The sequence below is a fragment of the Micrococcus sp. NPDC078436 genome, from assembly GCF_040702705.1.
Lineage (GTDB): Bacteria > Actinomycetota > Actinomycetes > Actinomycetales > Micrococcaceae > Micrococcus.
On sequence record NZ_JBFBLX010000009.1, the window covers coordinates 71,926 to 87,028 of the forward strand.

Annotated in this window: 13 protein-coding genes; 6 read left to right on the forward strand and 7 right to left on the reverse strand. The window is 75.6% G+C overall.

What is annotated here, in order from left to right:
• Nucleotides 1-137 precede the first annotated feature (137 nt).
• From AB0302_RS06865 to AB0302_RS06885, 5 genes are all read right to left on the reverse strand, one after another.
• Nucleotides 138-2,117 carry a DEAD/DEAH box helicase gene (locus AB0302_RS06865; RefSeq protein WP_366370957.1) on the reverse strand — a complete coding sequence of 660 codons (1,980 nt, stop codon included), beginning with the start codon at nucleotides 2,115-2,117 and terminating at the stop codon, nucleotides 138-140.
• 257 nt (nucleotides 2,118-2,374) lie between these two features.
• Entirely contained in the window at nucleotides 2,375-3,889 is a 1,515-nt protein-coding gene (locus AB0302_RS06870) for an RNB domain-containing ribonuclease (protein WP_366370958.1), read from the reverse strand.
• Nucleotides 3,890-3,907: 18 nt separating this feature from the next.
• On the reverse strand, nucleotides 3,908-4,132 hold the full coding sequence (locus AB0302_RS06875; RefSeq protein WP_248117628.1) for a DUF3107 domain-containing protein: 225 nt from the start codon (nucleotides 4,130-4,132) through the stop codon (nucleotides 3,908-3,910).
• A gap of 173 nt (nucleotides 4,133-4,305) precedes the next feature.
• Nucleotides 4,306-4,953 (reverse strand): TetR/AcrR family transcriptional regulator, encoded by a 648-nt coding sequence (locus tag AB0302_RS06880; RefSeq protein ID WP_248117630.1) that lies wholly within the window; start codon nucleotides 4,951-4,953, stop codon nucleotides 4,306-4,308.
• Nucleotides 4,950-6,308 (reverse strand): glutamyl-tRNA reductase, encoded by a 1,359-nt coding sequence (locus AB0302_RS06885; protein ID WP_366370959.1) that lies wholly within the window; start codon nucleotides 6,306-6,308, stop codon nucleotides 4,950-4,952. The genes AB0302_RS06880 and AB0302_RS06885 overlap by 4 nt, the downstream gene beginning before the upstream one ends.
• Nucleotides 6,309-6,413: 105 nt before the next feature.
• On the opposite strand from AB0302_RS06885, the gene hemE reads away from it, so the two are divergent.
• The 6 genes from hemE (at nucleotide 6,414) to AB0302_RS06915 (ending at nucleotide 13,335) form a co-directional block, all read left to right on the forward strand.
• Complete coding sequence (gene hemE, locus AB0302_RS06890; protein ID WP_298987462.1) at nucleotides 6,414-7,607, forward strand: uroporphyrinogen decarboxylase; 1,194 nt, start codon at nucleotides 6,414-6,416, stop codon at nucleotides 7,605-7,607.
• Nucleotides 7,604-9,154 (forward strand): FAD-dependent oxidoreductase, encoded by a 1,551-nt coding sequence (locus AB0302_RS06895; protein ID WP_366370960.1) that lies wholly within the window; start codon nucleotides 7,604-7,606, stop codon nucleotides 9,152-9,154. Before hemE ends, AB0302_RS06895 begins: the two co-directional genes overlap by 4 nt.
• Entirely contained in the window at nucleotides 9,151-9,867 is a 717-nt protein-coding gene (gene hemQ, locus AB0302_RS06900; RefSeq protein ID WP_298712069.1) for a hydrogen peroxide-dependent heme synthase, read from the forward strand. The genes AB0302_RS06895 and hemQ overlap by 4 nt, the downstream gene beginning before the upstream one ends.
• Before the next feature lie 107 nt (nucleotides 9,868-9,974).
• A complete protein-coding gene (locus AB0302_RS06905) occupies nucleotides 9,975-11,222 on the forward strand; it encodes a ferrochelatase (RefSeq protein WP_343282423.1) in 1,248 nt (415 codons plus the stop codon).
• A 6-nt stretch (nucleotides 11,223-11,228) separates the two neighbouring features.
• On the forward strand, nucleotides 11,229-12,428 hold the full coding sequence (hemC, locus tag AB0302_RS06910; RefSeq protein WP_366370961.1) for a hydroxymethylbilane synthase: 1,200 nt from the start codon (nucleotides 11,229-11,231) through the stop codon (nucleotides 12,426-12,428).
• A 1-nt stretch (nucleotide 12,429) separates the two neighbouring features.
• Nucleotides 12,430-13,335 (forward strand): uroporphyrinogen-III synthase, encoded by a 906-nt coding sequence (locus AB0302_RS06915; RefSeq protein WP_366370962.1) that lies wholly within the window; start codon nucleotides 12,430-12,432, stop codon nucleotides 13,333-13,335.
• 15 nt (nucleotides 13,336-13,350) lie between these two features.
• Here the strand turns inward: AB0302_RS06915 and AB0302_RS06920 are convergent, their stop codons facing one another.
• Complete coding sequence (locus AB0302_RS06920) at nucleotides 13,351-13,584, reverse strand: hypothetical protein (protein WP_319076490.1); 234 nt, start codon at nucleotides 13,582-13,584, stop codon at nucleotides 13,351-13,353.
• Between the two features lie 129 nt (nucleotides 13,585-13,713).
• Nucleotides 13,714-14,784, reverse strand: a complete 1,071-nt coding sequence (locus AB0302_RS06925; RefSeq protein ID WP_366370963.1) for an NYN domain-containing protein — start codon at nucleotides 14,782-14,784, stop codon at nucleotides 13,714-13,716.
• Between the last annotated feature and the right edge of the window lie 319 nt (nucleotides 14,785-15,103).

The following is a 15,103-nucleotide window of genomic DNA, read 5'->3' on the forward strand; positions in this document are numbered from 1 at the left end:
ACCGTCCCTTCTCACTCCCGGGGCCCCGGCCGCACCCGTGATCGACCCTGGAGCCGCAGCGACCCCTCCGCGCGCCGGATCGGCCGTCGGTGGGGTCGCGGGGGCGCCACGAGCGCTGCGGCGCCGGGCGGGGAGGCTCAGCGCGTGGTGCCGCGCTTGCGGGCCTCCCTGCGGGCGCGGCTGCGCTCGCGGCGGCGGGCGTGACGGTCGCTCGTGCCCTCCGCGCGCCGCTCGGCGCGCTCCGTGCGCGGGGCACGCTCCGTGCCCGCGGAACGGGGAGCCGCGGCCTCCGCCGCGGGGCGCTCCGCACGGCCCTCGGACCGCGACTCGGCCCGGTGGCCGGTGCCCTCCGTGCGCGGGGCGCGCTCGGACCGCTCAGCACGAGCGGGGCTCTCGGCGCGCTCGGCGCGGGGCGCGCGATCCGCGGAGCGCGAGGCCTTCTGCTCCGCCTGCTCGGGGCGGGGGCGCTCGTCCGCGCGGCCCTCGGCGGGGCGCCCGTTCACCGCGGCTCCCGCGGAGGGACGCCCGCCCCGACCGCGTCCTCGACCACGGCCGCCGTCGCGGGAGCCCTCCCGCTCGGCGTCACGGCCACCACGCTCGCCGTCCCGGCCGCCGCGGTTGCGGTCCTCGTCCCGGGCGCCACGGCCTCGACCGCCCTCGCGGGCGCCGTCGCGTCCGCCGCGCTCGCGGTCCCCGCCGCGGCCCGCGCGGGGCTTGGACTCAGGACCGCCGAGGTCCTCGAGGCGCTCGCCGCTCAGGCCCTCGAGGGTGCGCTTGTCCTTGGGCAGGCGGCCCTTGGTGCCCTTGGGGATGTCGAGGTCCTCGAACAGCCACGGGGAGGAGGAGTAGGTCTCCGGCGGCTCGGGCTGGCCCAGGCCCAGGGCCTTGTCGATCAGCTTCCAGCGCGGCAGGTCGTCCCAGTCCACGAGGGTCACGGCGATGCCCTTGTGCCCTGCACGGCCGGTGCGGCCCACGCGGTGCACGTAGGTCTTCTCGTCCTCGGGGGCCTGGAAGTTGAACACGTGGGTCACGTCGTCCACGTCGATGCCGCGCGCGGCGACGTCGGTGGCCACGAGGATGTCCACCTTGCCGTTGCGGAATGCGCGCAGCGCCTGCTCGCGGGCGCCCTGGCCCAGGTCGCCGTGCAGCGGGCCGGCGGCGAAGCCGCGGGAGACCAGCTCGTCCGCCACGCGGGCGGCGGTGCGCTTGGTGCGCGTGAAGATGATGGTGCGGCCGCGGCCGTTCGCCTGCAGCGCGCGGGCCACGAGCTCGTCCTTGTCCATGTGGTGCGCGCGGTAGACGAGCTGGCGGATGTCCTTCTTCGTCAGGCCCTCGTCCTCGCCGTCGGAGGCGCGGATGTGGGTCGGCTGCGTCATGTAGCGGCGCGCCATGGCGACGACGGGGCCGGGCATGGTGGCCGAGAACAGCATGGTCTGGCGCTTGCCCGGGACCGCGGAGAGCAGGGTCTCGACGTCCGGGAGGAAGCCGAGGTCCAGCATCTCGTCCGCCTCGTCCAGCACCACCGTGTTCACGTGGTCCAGGCGCAGGTGCTTCTGGCGCAGCAGGTCGATCAGGCGGCCGGGGGTGCCGACGACGACCTCGACGCCGCGCTGCAGCTCCTCGATCTGCGGCTCGTAGGCGCGGCCGCCGTAGATGGTGGCGATGCGCACGGGGCGCTTCGACGCGGCGAACACGAGGTCTCCGGCCACCTGGACGGCGAGCTCGCGGGTGGGGGCCACGATCAGAGCCTGCGGGGCGCCGGCGGTGCCCGCGGCCTCCAGCCTGTCCCAACCGGGCTCGCCCGGGCCGATGGCGCGCTGCAGCGCCGGCAGGCCGAAGCCCAGGGTCTTGCCCGTGCCGGTCTTGGCCTGGCCGATGATGTCGTGGCCGCCGAGGGCCACGGGCAGGGTCATCGACTGGATGGGGAAGGGGTGCACGATCCCCTTGCCCTCGAGGGCCTCCACCATGGCGGGGTGCACGCCGAAGTCGGCGAAGGTCTGCTCGGGGGCCGCCGGAACGGTGTCCTCGGTGAGCGTCTCGCGGGCGATCTCGGCGACCGCGGGGTCGACGTCGTCCGCGGCGGTCTGGGCGGTGTCAGGGGTGGTGTTCTCGGTCATGGTGACTCGCGATCGTCTCGTGCGTCGCAGCGACGGGCGGGTGGGCCCGGCCACGCCGTGCGCGCGGTGGTGGAGCCGATCGCGGAAGGGCGGGGGCGATGCCCCCTGGACTCGGTCTCGACCGCGCCGTGCGAAGGCGGGCCATGCCGGATCCGGCAGGTCGGTCACCCGCCGAGGAGCCTCGGACACGAGGGACCGTGGAGCGCTGCGGCGAGTGGGGTTCGTGGGTGATCAGATGCGACCGGTCATCCCAGGGGTCAGCGTGAGCTGTGGGGCCAGTCTACCCCGGTGGCCGTGACCTTCCCGGAGGCCACGTCCACCGCGTCGATCCGGATCCGCACGCGGGTGCCGGGCTCCGCCGCGGCCGGCACGCGCACGGCCACGGGGGGCTGGGCGAGCTGCACGTCCGCGGACTCCCCGCCGGAGCGCACGACGACGCCCTCCAGCTCGGCGCCGACGTGCTCCGAGAGCTCGGCCGCCTCCACGAGGTCGCCGGCCGCGCGGTCCGCGGCCGAGGCGCGCCGGCCGGCGTCCTGCATCAGGGCGGGGAGCTCGGGCAGCGCCCGGCGGGCCCACGCAGGCACCGGCGCGCCGCTCACGAGGGCGTGGCACACGGCCAGCACGAAGCGGTCCACGAGGCGCCGCAGGGGTGCGGTGGCGTGCGCGTAGGGCGCGGCCAGGGCGGCCTGCTCGGGATCCGCGGGGAGGGCGCGCAGGGCGGGATCCTCGGCCTCGGCGTCGAAGGCGGTGTACCCGGCTCCGCGGAACAGGGACGTGGCGGCGTGGAGGACGGCGAGGTGGCGCGGCTCGCGGGGGTCGACGGTGCGCAGGTAGGCCCCGTAGTCGGCGCCCTCCTCCCACGGATGCCCCAGCGCGCGGGTGCGGGCGCGGAACGCGGCGACCGCCTCGGTGTCCGGGGCGGGCATGGTGCGCAGGACGCCGACGCCGCCGTCGAGCATGATGCGTGCCGCCTCCATGCCCGTCATCAGGGAGAGCTGGGCATTGTGGTCCTCGGCCGGCAGCGGGATGCGCTGGCTGATCTCGTACCGGCCGTCCACCACGTGGATCTCCTGGTCCGGCATGTTCAGGGACGCGCCGCCGCGGGCGACCTCCTGCGCGGTGCGCCGTCGTCCGACCTCCGGCAGCAGGGCGATCGAGGCGCGGAGCTCCTCCGGCCAGGCCGCCGCCTCGGGCGCGTCCGGGGAGTCCAGGAAGGCCTGCACCTGCTCGTACGTGAGCTGGGCCCGCGATCGCACGCGGGAGCGCACCAGCGCGGTGCGCTCCACGGCCCCGTCCACGGCGAGCGTGAACGTCCACACGAACGCGGGACGGTCGACGTCGGGCAGCAGCGACGCGGCGCCCTCGCTCAGCACCTCTGGGTGCAGGGGGACGCGGCCGTCCGGCAGGTACACGGTCTGGCCGCGACGCCGGGCCTCGCGGTCCACCTCGCCCTCGGGCGCGACGAAGGCGGGCACGTCGGCGATCGCGTAGCGCACCGTGAGCCGACCGCCCTCGGCGGCCGCGATGTGCAGCGCCTGGTCGAGGTCCGTGGACCCGGATGGGTCCACGGTGACGAAGGGGACGGCCGTGAGGTCGACCCGCTCCGCGTCCGAGCCGAGGGAGGCGAGCACCGCGGCGGCGGACTCCTCGGCCTCGGCGAGCACGGGCGCGGCGAAGCCGCCCGGCAGGTCGAGCTCGACCCGGAGGGCGGCCAGACGCTCGGTCAGCGCGGCGTCCTCAGACCCGCGCACCTCGACGGCGTGGTGGGGCATGGCGGCGCGGCCCGCAGATCAGGAGGCCGCGAAGCCCAGGGGGCCGGACTTCTTGGCGCCGATCTCCACGAACCCGATGTTCGAGCCCGGGACCACGACCTGGCGGCCCTTGACGTCCGTCAGGCTCAGGAGGGAGCCGGCGGCGAGGGCGGCGTCCACGAGGGCGCGCACCTCCTCGGCGGTCTGCTCGCTCTCCAGGACGACCTCACGGCCGACGTGCTGCACTCCGATGCGGATCTCCATGGGTGGACCTCACTCTTCCCTCGTGCGTGGACTCCTCGCTGCGCGGACACGCGTCCGCGCGGCGGATGTGCGGTCAGCCTACGGGACGGCCCTGTCGCCTCATGCGGCGGGGGCGGGGTTCACGCGCGTGGCGTAACCGGGCGGCATCCGCGGAGGCGGCGGCGCCCTCCCCGTCAGGCGGCGCGTCCGGTGGGCAGGTGGGAGAGCCCGGTCCACAGCAGGGCGTCCACGATCGCGGCCGTCCGCGCGGCGTCCGGGCGGCGACCCGCCTCGAGCCGGTCCGCCCAGTGGCGAGCCGCGCCGAGCACGTACGCCACGAGGCCGCGGGAGAGGATCTCCGCCTCGGCGTCGCCCACGCGCGTGTCCTCGGCGAGGATGCGGCTCACCTGGGAGGCCACGGCGCGCTCGACCGCCTCGACGCGTGCGCGCACCTCGGGGTCGTGCTCGGCGCCGGAGTCGAAGAGCAGCCGGTGGGAGCGCCCGGGGGATCCCATGTAGGCGAAGACCGCCTCCACCGTGGCGTGCACGCGGTGACGGTTGTCGCCGGGGGAGGACATGGCCGCCGTGAGGCGGCCCGTGAGGTCGGCCACCTCGGTGTCCAGCAGCTCGAGGAAGAGCTCGTGCTTGCCGAGGAAGTGCTGGTAGAGCACGGGCTTGGAGACGGCGGCCGCCTCCGCGATCTGGTCCATGGCCGTGCCGGCGTAGCCGTGCTCCACGAACACGCCGCGTGCGCACCCGAGGAGCTGGCGGCGCCGCTGGGCGCGCGGCATCCGCACGGTCCGCTCGCGCGGGCCCGCCCCCTCACCGGGGTGCACGCTCATGCGGTGCGGGCCGCGCCCGGCCCGTCCTCCGCGGCGCGGTGGGCCGGGCAGGCCTTCTCGGCGGGGGCCGGGGCGGGCGCGGCCGAGGGCGGGGCGATGTCGAACAGCACCTCGAGGGCGCGCTCGTACTCCTCGAGCCTTCCCTGGGCGGCGAGCTCCTTGGCCCGCACGCTCGGGCCGTGGAGGAACTGGTTCACCATGCGGCGCAGGGCGAACTCGACCTCCTCGGACGCGGCGGTGCACCCGTGGCGCGCCCGGACCCGCTCCATCTCGTGGTCGAGGGCTGTGAGGGTGTGGCGCCGCAGGGCCTTGATCGCGGCGTCCGCGCTGCGGCTGCGCTGGGCGGCCGAGTACTCGGCGACGGCGCCGTCCACGAGGGAGCGCGCCTCGTCTAGGGCGGCGCGCGCCTGCTCGGGCGCGGCCAGGCGGACGGACTCGAGGGTGATCAGGTCCACGCCCTCCACCTCGGCGACCGCGGGGTCGAAGTCTCGGGACAGGGCCAGGTCCACCACCGTGAGGGGGTGCGCGGAGCCCTCGCGCAGCTGGGCGAGGCGCTCGGGGCTGATCTGCCGGTCCCCGCCGGAGGAGCCGATGATCACGTCGGCCTCGGCGACGGCCCCGGCCACGTTCTCCCCGCCGAGCGGGAGCGCCCAGCCGCCGCGGTCCGCCACGAACTGCTCGGCGCGCCCGGACGCGGAGTGCACGCCGACGGCGACGGCGCCGCGGTCGGCCAGCTGGGCCAGGGTCGTCCCGGCGTAGGCGCCGGTGCCGATCAGCAGGACGGAGGCATCCGCCCAGAAGGCGTCGCGCGCGTCGGCGTCGTGCAGGCCGCGCAGCTCCTCGGTGAGGTCCAGGGCCACGGAGACCACGGAGCGGCCGGTGGCGCCGAGCGCCGTCTGGGAGCCCACGTCCTTGGCGGTGCGCGTGGCGGCCTCGAAGAGGCGGACGAGCGAGCCGGAGGCCGTGCCCTTCTCTCGGGCGTCCAGGAGCGCGCGGCGCACCTGGCCGGCGATCTCCCGCTCGCCCACCACGGCGGAGTCCAGTCCCGCGCCGACCTCGAAGAGGTGGCGGGCCGTGGCATCGGCGCCGAGCACGCGGAACGCGCCGCGCACGGAGTCGTCCGGCAGGCTGCTGCTCTCGGCGATGGCGGCCACGAGGTGCTCCCGCGCCTCCTCCACCCGCCCCTCGGCGGCCTCCGCATAGACCTCCACGCGGTTGCAGGTGGCCAGCACCACCGCCCCCGCCGTGGCGGGGGAGGGCAGGGCGGAGCAGACGCCGGCGGTCCCCGCGCTCAAGCGGGCCACCGTGTCCAGGTCGAGGTCGTGGTGCGAGGCCACCAGGGAGAAGACAGTCACAGCGCCAGCCATCCTACGCGACGGCGGCCGGATCGGCAGGGAACGCGGCCCGCGTCACAGCCGTCGCGATATGCCTGCGGGCGGAGCCGGTGCGAGGATGGGGTCATGTCCACTGATCCTCTGACTCCCGAGGGCGGCACGCCGGACGCCGGCGTCCCCGCCCCCGCGCTCCCCGCCGGGCACCCGCTCCGCACGGGCGACACCGCTCGCTCCACCGCGGCCAGCCCGCTCATCCGGGCGCTGCGCGGCCAGCAGCCCTCCCGCCGCCCCGTGTGGTTCATGCGCCAGGCCGGCCGCTCGCTGCCGGAGTACAAGAAGGTCCGTGAGGGCGTCGGCATGCTCGAGTCCTGCCTCATGCCCGAGCTCGTCCGGGAGATCACCCTCCAGCCCGTGCGGCGCCACGACGTGGACGCGGCCATCTTCTTCTCCGACATCGTGGTGCCGCTGAAGCTCGCCGGCGTGGACGTCGAGATCCAGCCCGGTGTGGGCCCCGTGCTGGGCGCCCCCGTGCGCACCGCCCGGGACGCCGCGGCGCTGCCGGACCTCGAGGACTCCGCCCTGGACGTGATCCGCGAGGCTGTCGCCGCCACCGTCGCCGAGCTCGGGGACCGGCCGCTCATCGGCTTCGCGGGCGCCCCCTTCACGCTGGCCGCCTACATGGTGGAGGGCCGTCCCTCCCGAGACCACTTCGGGCCGCGCCGCATGATGCACGGCGATCCGCAGGCGTGGGCGGCGCTGGCCGGCTGGGCCGCGCGGGTCTCCGGCCAGTTCCTCCGCGCGCAGCTCGAGGCCGGCGCCTCGGCGGCCCAGCTGTTCGACTCGTGGGCCGGCTCGCTCTCCGCGGACGACTACCTCGAGCACGTCCAGGCGCACTCGGCCGCGGCCCTCGCCCACGTGGGCGACATGGCCGGCCCGGGCGTGCCCGGGGGCGCGCCGCTGCTGCACTTCGGCACCGGCACGGGCGACTTCCTCCACCACATGCGCGACGCCGGCGCCTCCGCCGTCGGCGTCGACCACCGCCTCACGCTCGCCGAGGCCGATCGCCGCCTCCGCGCGAATCCGGGCGCCGACGGTCGCGGTGCGGTCCCTTTGCAGGGCAACGTCGACCCGGCCCTCCTCGCCGCCCCGTGGCCCGTGCTCGAGGCGCACGTGCGCGGCGTCGTCGCCTCCGGCGCGGCGGCCCCCGGACACGTGGTGAACCTGGCCCACGGGGTGCCGCCCGAGACCGACCCGGACGTGCTCACCCGCGTGGTCGAGCTCGTGCACTCGATCCCCGCGACCCCGGGGGGGCGCGCGTGAGCGGGACGGCCCTCGTGGTGGGCGGCGGCATCGCCGGCCTGCTCTCCGCCCGCCGGCTGCACCAGGCGGGCTGGGACGTCACCCTCGCCGAGGCCACCTCGGTGCTCGGCGGCGCGCTGTCCTCCCGCTTCCTCGACGTCCCCTCGATCTCGCAGTCCGGGACGGGGTGCACCCAGGCCCTGGAGCTCGACGGCGGTGCGGAGTCGTTCGCGGTGCGCGGAACCGCCGTGCGGGACCTCCTGGAGGAGCTCGGGCTCGGCGGCCGCATCGTCGCGCCCGCCCCGCTGGGCTCGTGGCTCCACGGCCCGGAGGCCACGGTGCCGGCCCCCCGCCTGGGTCTCCTGGGCATCCCCGGCGACCTCGACGCCGACGACCTCGCCCGTGCCCTGAGCCCCGCGGGGCTCGAGCGCGCCCGGGCCGACGCGCACGCGCCGATGGACCGGTGGACCGAGGCCCTCGCCGCGGGCCGCCCCGTCACCGTCGCCGAACTGGTCGCCGACCGGATGGGGGAGGAGGTGCTCACGCGCCTCGTGGGCCCCGTGGTCGGCGGCGTGCACTCCGCCGACCCCGCCGTGGTGGACGTGGAGCGCGTGGCGCCCGGCCTGCTCGCGGCCGCGGTCGCCCAGGGCGGCCTCGCCGCCGGCGTCGCGGCCCTGCGCGGGGGCGCCACGCCCGGCGCCGCCGTCGCCGGCCTCGAGGGCGGCATGAACCGCCTGACGACGCGCCTCGTGGAGTCCCTCCGCGAGGACGGGGTCACCGTGCTCCGCGGCGTGCGCGTGGCCGCCCTCTCCCGCGTGGGTGAGGGGTGGTGGGCCCAGATCTCCGACCGCGACGACGAGGTGGTGCGCGGGCTCGACGTGGACCGCGTGGTCCTCGCCGTGGACGGGTCCACCGCATGGGACCTGCTCTCCCCGCTCTCCCACGGCGTGCTCGGCGAGGCTGACGGGCCGGCACTGTCCGACGGCGTCGCGCTCGCCACCTTCGTGGTCGACGCCCCCGGGCTCGACGCCGCCCCGCGCGGCACGGGCGTGCTCGTGGCCGAGGGCACCGATGTGGCGGCGAAGGCCCTCACCCACGCGACCGTCAAGTGGGACTGGCTGCGCGACGTCGTGGCCCGTCCCGGCGCCGACGGCGAGCCGCGCCACCCGCACCGGCACGTGCTGCGTCTCTCCTACGGGCGCCACGGCGGCGGGGACGAGCAGCTCGGCCCCCGCTCCGGGGATGAGGAGCTCCTCACCCAGGGCCTCGCCGATGCCGCCGCCCTCACCGGGGTGCCGCTGGCCGAGCAGGACGTGGTGGCCCGCGCCGTCACGCGCTGGCGCCACTCCATCCCGCCCCAGGCCGGGCCCGATCGGGAGGCTACCGACGCGCTGCTCGCATGGGCCGCGCCCGTGCCGGGCCTGGACGCGGTGGGAAGCTGGGTGCACGGGACCGGCCTGGCCGCCATCGTGGCCGGGGTGGAGGCCGTGTTCGCGGCCGACGGTGCCCGAGCCGATCTGGACGCAACGACGAAGAACGACGAGACGAACGAGGACGGAACACCATGACCCAGGACGCGACCACCACTCCTGCCGCCGCCGGCAAGGACTGGTTCACCACCTATACGATGTTCGCCCGCCCGCAGGGTGAGCCGGGCTGGCTGGACCTGTCCGGCAAGGAGGCGCGCAAGGCGGTCAAGGAGTTCGACGCCGTCGTCGAGGGCCTCGCCGGCCGCGGCGTGACCGTGCGCGGCACCTACGACATCTCCGGCATGCGCGAGGCCGGCGACGTCATGGTGTGGATGTACTCGCAGACCCCCGAGGACCTGCAGTCCGGCATCCGCGCCCTGCGCCGCACCCGCCTCCTGGAGCGCACCACCACGGTGATGTCCGCGATGGGTGCGGACCGGATGGCGGAGTTCAACAAGGAGCACGTGCCGGCCTTCGCGATGGGCCGCAAGCCGCTGGACTGGCTGTGCTTCTACCCGTTCGTCCGCTCGTACGACTGGTACCTGCTCGACCCCAAGGAGCGCGCCCGCATGCTGCGCGAGCACGGCAAGCTGGGCCAGGACTTCCCGCAGGTGTGGGCCAACACCACGAGCGCGTTCGGCCTCAACGACTGGGAGTGGCTGCTGGGCCTGGAGGCTCCGGAGCTGAAGGACCTCGTGGACATGATGCGCCACCTGCGCAACAACGAGACGCGCATGCACGTGCGCGAGGAGGTCCCGTTCTACACGGGCCGCCGTGTGGAGACCGCCGAGCTGCTGGAGGTGCTGGCCTGATGAGCGGACAGAACGCCGCGGGGGGCGCCCCCGCCGAGACGATCCCGTCCGGACCGATCGAGGTCGAGCGGGCCGAGCCGGGCCTCGACTACGACGCCGCGGGCGCCATGGCGCCCAAGGAGTACGACGCGCTGCTGCTCGCCTCCTTCGGCGGGCCCGAGGGCCAGGAGGACGTGATCCCGTTCCTGCGCAACGTCACGCGCGGCCGCGGGATCCCGGACGAGCGCCTCGAGGAGGTGGCCACCCACTACCGCGCCAACGGCGGGGTCAGCCCCATCAACGGGCAGAACCGGGTGCTGAAGGCCGCGATCGAGGCCGAGCTGGCCTCCCGTGGCATGGACCTGCCCGTCTACTGGGGCAACCGCAACTGGGAGCCGTACGTCCCGGACGCGCTGCGCCAGATGCACGAGGACGGCCATCGCCGGATCCTCACCGTCACCACCTCGGCCTACTCCTGCTACTCCTCGTGCCGCCAGTACCGCGAGGACATGGGCATGGCGATGGAGAAGACCGGCCTGGAGGGGAAGGTGGACCTGGACAAGACGCGCCAGTACTTCAACCACCCCGGTTTCATCGCCCCCTTCCGCGAGGGTCTCGCCGCCGACCTGGCGTCCCTGCGCGCGGAGCTCGGCGAGGACGCCCGGATCCACGTGCTGTTCGCCACCCACTCGATCCCCGTCTCCGACGCCGCCGCGGCCGGGCCGCGCGGCACCGCCGCCGCGCTCCGCGAGGCCGCCGGCGGCGAGCCGGGCGAGGTCGAGGGCGCGGACGTCTACTCCGCGCAGCACCTGGACGTGGCCCGCGAGATCCTCGCGGGCGTGCCGGGTGGCGAGGACGTCGACTGGTCCCTGGTGTACCAGTCCCGCTCCGGCCCGCCGTCGGTGCCGTGGCTCGAGCCGGACATCAACGACGCCATGGAGAACCTGGCCGGCCCCGAGGCGCCGGTGGACGAGACGGGCCGCGCGGTGGCGGGCTTCGTGGTCGTGCCGCTGGGCTTCGTGTCGGACCACATGGAGGTCGTGTGGGACCTCGACACCGAGGCGAAGGACACCGCGGCCGAGCTGGGCGTCGGCTTCCGCCGCACCCCGACCCCGGGGGCGGACCCGCGCTTCGTGGCCGGGCTCGTGGACATCGTGGAGGAGCGCCTGGGCCGCCGCGAGGGCCGCGCCGCCCAGGGCTGCTTCCCGGCCTGGTACGACGTGTGCCGTCCGGACTGCTGCTCCAAGGTGATGCGGGACGGCTCGGTGCGCCCCACGACGTCGGCCGTGGACGCGCCGGTGCGAGGGCTCGCCGAGCACCAGGCGGGGTCCGACGGCACCGCCGCTGACGCCGCCGTCGAGCCCCCGGAGGCCTGAGCCGTCATGGAGGCACTGCGCATCGGCACGCGTGGCTCGGCCCTGGCCACCACGCAGACCCGGCAGACGGCGGAGGCCGTGTCGGAGCGCGCCGGGCTGTCCCATGAGCTCGTGGTGATCCGCACGGAGGGCGACGTGACCACCGGATCGCTCGCCTCGCTGGGGGGCACCGGGGTGTTCGCGTCGGCCCTGCGCGCGGCGATCCTCGACGGCGCGGTGGACGCCGCCGTCCACTCCCTCAAGGACCTGCCGGCCGCCCAGCCGGCGGGCCTGGAGATCGCGGCGGTGCCCGCGCGCGCGGACGTGCGCGACGCCCTGTGCGCGCGGGACGGCCTGACCCTGGAGACCCTGCCCGAGGGTGCGCGGGTGGGCACGGGCTCGCCCCGCCGGGTGGCCCAGCTCAAGGCGCTGCGGCCCGACCTCGAGCTCGTGGACATCCGCGGCAACGTGCAGACGCGCCTGGCGCGCGTGCCGGGGCTCGAGCAGCACGACGACGGCGCCCCCGCCGCGGCCGGAGCCCCCCGCGGCGACCTCGACGCCGTGATCCTCGCGTGCGCCGGGCTGGACCGGCTCGGCATGGGCGAGGTCATCACCGAGCGCATCGACCCGGACGTCCTCGTCCCGGCGCCGGGCCAGGGGGCCCTGGCCGTGGAGATCCGCGCCGACGAGCGGCCCCTGCTCGACGAGTCCCTGATGGACGGCCCGGCCGGGGGGCTCGCGGGCCTCGATCCGGACTCGGACGAGGCCGTCCTGCGGAGCGCCCTCGAGCTGGTGGACGACCTGCCCACGCATGTGGCCGTGACCGCCGAGCGGGCGCTGCTGCGCCGCCTCGAGGCCGGCTGCGCCGCGCCGATCGGGGCGCTCGCCACCGTGGAGGACCTCGACTCCGGGGCGCCGCGCATCGAGATGTGGGCGATGGTGGCCGCCGTCGACGGCTCCCAGGTGCTGCGCCGCACCTCCTCCGTGCAGCTGGACCCCGTGCCGGACGACGTCGCCGCCGACCCGGCCGAGGCCGCCGAGTGGATCGAGGACACCCTGTTCCTCGCCGCCGAGGCCCTCGGGGTGCACCTGGCGGAGCTGTTCATCGCGGAGGGCGCGGACCTGCTGCCCGGCACCGTGCGCGGCGTGAAGGAGTCCGCCGAGGACGTCTACGAGGGCGGCACCCCCGCCGACGTCGACGCCACCGGCACCGACACCGAGGCTTGACGTGCGCGTCCTGCTCACCCGGCAGCCCGCTCAGGCCGGAGCCCTGGAGGCCCGGCTGTCGGGCGCCGTCGTGGGCGGGGAGGCCGTGGAGGTCGCGTTCCTGCCGCTCGTGGACTTCGTGCTGGCCGGCGGCGCGGAGGCGGACGCCCTCGGCAGGATGTCCATGCAGCTCATCGCCCCGGGTGCGCGCGGCGTGCTCGTGGTGACGAGCCCCAACGCCGTGCGGGCGCTGCGAGGACACGACTTCGGAGGCGTCGACGAGGGCGTGCGGGCGGTCGCCACCGGCCCCGGGACGGCGCACCTGCTGGTCGCCGCCTCGCCCGGCATCCGCGTCTGGACGCCCCCCGAGGACCGGTCGGCCCGGGGCATCCTGGCCGGGATGACCGGACCGACGGCGGCCCCGGAGGTCGTCGAGGGCCTCTGGCCCCCCGCGGCGGGGCATGCCGTGCCGATCGCGTGGCTGCCCCAGTCCGACCTCGCCCGGCCCGCGCTGGCCGACGGGCTCCGCGCGGCGGGCTGGGACGTGCGCACCGCCGTCGCCTACCGCACCGTGCCGTATCCCGGGACGCCGCCGTGGCGACGGCTGCTCGCCGAGGGAGAGGGATCCGTGGCCGCCTCGGACCCGGTCGTCGCGGAGGCGTGCACGGCAGGTCCCGACGCGCCCGTCGTGACGCCTGCCCAGCTGTCCGAGGCCGAGCCGGGCACGGTGGTGCTCCTCACGAGCTCCTCCTCCGCCGAGCAGTTCGCCGAACGGGGCCTGAGGCCGGCGGCGGGGGAGCGGGTGCGCCTGCTGGCCATCGGCGAGCCGACGCGCGCCACGTGCGCGCGCCTCGGCCTGCCGCTCGCGGGGACGTGCGCCACGCCCGACGCCGCGGGCGTGCTGGCCGCTCTCGCCGGGCTGGGCTGACGGAGCGCCGAGGCGTCAGAGGGTGCCGTCGCCGTTCTCGTCCTCCGGGCGCTCGCCCAGCGTGCCCAGGATGTCCACGCGGGGCTCGCGCAGGATGGCCACGGCGACGTTGGCGAAGCCCGTGTTGGACAGCAGCGTCGAGGCCTCCTCATCCGAGAGGTCATAGGCGTGTGCCAGCATGCGGACGTTCTCGGTGTAGAAGGCGTGCAGGCGGTCGACGCCGCGCAGGAACTCCAGGGTGTTGGCCATTCGACCATCGTAGAGGCGTTCGGGGACCGTCCGGTGGATCCGGGGTGAACACAGGGCGACGGCGGGCGGGCGGTGAGCCTGCCCACCGCTCGCCCGCCGTCCCCTGTCCGCGTCGCGGGGTGAGGGCGCTCAGCCCTCCGCGCGGCGGCTGCGGCGCTTGAGGCTGACCTCGATCGAGCGGCCCTCCGTGCGGGTCTGCAGGTAGGGCTGGTCCGCCACGAGCGTGGAGAGCTTCTGGTGACCGAAGTCGCGGGGGTCGAAGTCCACGTGGGTGCGGCTCAGGTGCTGGCCGATCAGGCCCATCGAGGCCCAGCCGTCGTCGGAGCTCGTGGCGGTCACGGCCTTGACGAGCGCGGACTGCAGGTTGATGCGCGGTGCGACGTCGTGGTCGGCGTCCGGCTCCGCGTCCACCGGCACCTCCGGCGGCGTGGGATCCTCGGCGATGGCCGCCTCCGATCCCGACGACGACGCACGGCGGCTGCCGCGACCGCGCGCGGCGGCCTTCGGCTCTGCGAGTGTGTCGGCCTGCTCGGCGGCGGACTCGTCGGTCCCGCCCGCGGCGGCCGCGGTGTCGGAGGTCTGGTCGCCCGAGGCGGCGTCGTCGTCCTTCGCGTCCTTGTCTTCGGCGGAGCGGCCCCGACCCCGGCCGCGTCCGCGGCCTCGGCCTGAGCGCGAGGGCTTCTCGGCGCCCGACTCGTCGGACGCCTCGGAGGCGTCGTCGTCGGTCTCGACGTCGACGTCGTGGTCGTCCTCGGCGCCGAGCAGCTCGAGGTAGATGAACTGGTCCACGGCGTTGCGCAGCGAGGCCGGCGTCTTGCGGGCGCCGAGGCCGATCACGCGCTTGCCCGACTCGCGCAGACGGGTGGCGAGGCGGGTGAAGTCGGAGTCGGAGGAGACGAGCGCGAACGCGTCCACGTTGCCCATCCAGAGCAGGTCCATCGCGTCGATGATGAGCGCGGAGTCCGAGGAGTTCTTGCCCACGGTGTAGGCGAACTGCTGCACGGGCTGGATGGCGTGGTGGTTCAGCGCCTTCTTCCATCCGTTGAGGTTGGTGGTGGTCCAGTCCCCGTAGGCGCGCTTGATCGTGGGCGTGCCGTAGGTGGCGAGCTCCTCGAGGATCAGCGGGGCGTACTTGGGGGAGACGTTGTCACTGTCCATGAGGACGGCGATGCGCAGGGAGGCTGCGGTGGGTTCAGACATGCCTCCCAGGGTAGCCGGGGGATCGTGGTGGTGAGGGGCGACTGCGGCGGCCCCGGGTGTGGGTGGTCAGCACGCGCCATGAACGGTGAGGCGGCGGAGGTTGTGGCGAGGTGGTTGTGGCGACGGTTGTGGCGTGCCCAGAGAGCAATGAGAACGCTATTCGGTGTGGCTTCGTTCGCTTGGTGGCGGGGTTTTTGCAGCGCTCCGTGGCGGTCTTGTTGCCGCGATCACGCAGGACTGGCTGCAGGTAGGTGTCGCGGTCTGAACCGAGAGGGGTGCGCCCGGTCGGGGCCGTTTGGATCGCTGCCGCTACGTCAGA

What these genes read in the sequence shown, in the direction of transcription:
- AB0302_RS06875 (WP_248117628.1), bottom strand. Translation starts at nt 4,132, where the DNA reads ATGGAGATCCGCATCGGAGTGCAGCACGTCGGCCGTGAGGTCGTCCTG.
- AB0302_RS06920 (WP_319076490.1), bottom strand. Translation starts at nt 13,584, where the DNA reads ATGGCCAACACCCTGGAGTTCCTGCGCGGCGTCGACCGCCTGCACGCC.
- hemQ (WP_298712069.1), top strand. Translation starts at nt 9,151, where the DNA reads ATGACCCAGGACGCGACCACCACTCCTGCCGCCGCCGGCAAGGACTGG.
- AB0302_RS06905 (WP_343282423.1), top strand. Translation starts at nt 9,975, where the DNA reads ATGGCGCCCAAGGAGTACGACGCGCTGCTGCTCGCCTCCTTCGGCGGG.
- AB0302_RS06865 (WP_366370957.1), bottom strand. Translation starts at nt 2,117, where the DNA reads ATGACCGAGAACACCACCCCTGACACCGCCCAGACCGCCGCGGACGAC.
- hemE (WP_298987462.1), top strand. Translation starts at nt 6,414, where the DNA reads ATGTCCACTGATCCTCTGACTCCCGAGGGCGGCACGCCGGACGCCGGC.
- AB0302_RS06870 (WP_366370958.1), bottom strand. Translation starts at nt 3,889, where the DNA reads ATGCCCCACCACGCCGTCGAGGTGCGCGGGTCTGAGGACGCCGCGCTG.
- hemC (WP_366370961.1), top strand. Translation starts at nt 11,229, where the DNA reads ATGGAGGCACTGCGCATCGGCACGCGTGGCTCGGCCCTGGCCACCACG.
- AB0302_RS06925 (WP_366370963.1), bottom strand. Translation starts at nt 14,784, where the DNA reads ATGTCTGAACCCACCGCAGCCTCCCTGCGCATCGCCGTCCTCATGGAC.
- AB0302_RS06880 (WP_248117630.1), bottom strand. Translation starts at nt 4,953, where the DNA reads ATGAGCGTGCACCCCGGTGAGGGGGCGGGCCCGCGCGAGCGGACCGTG.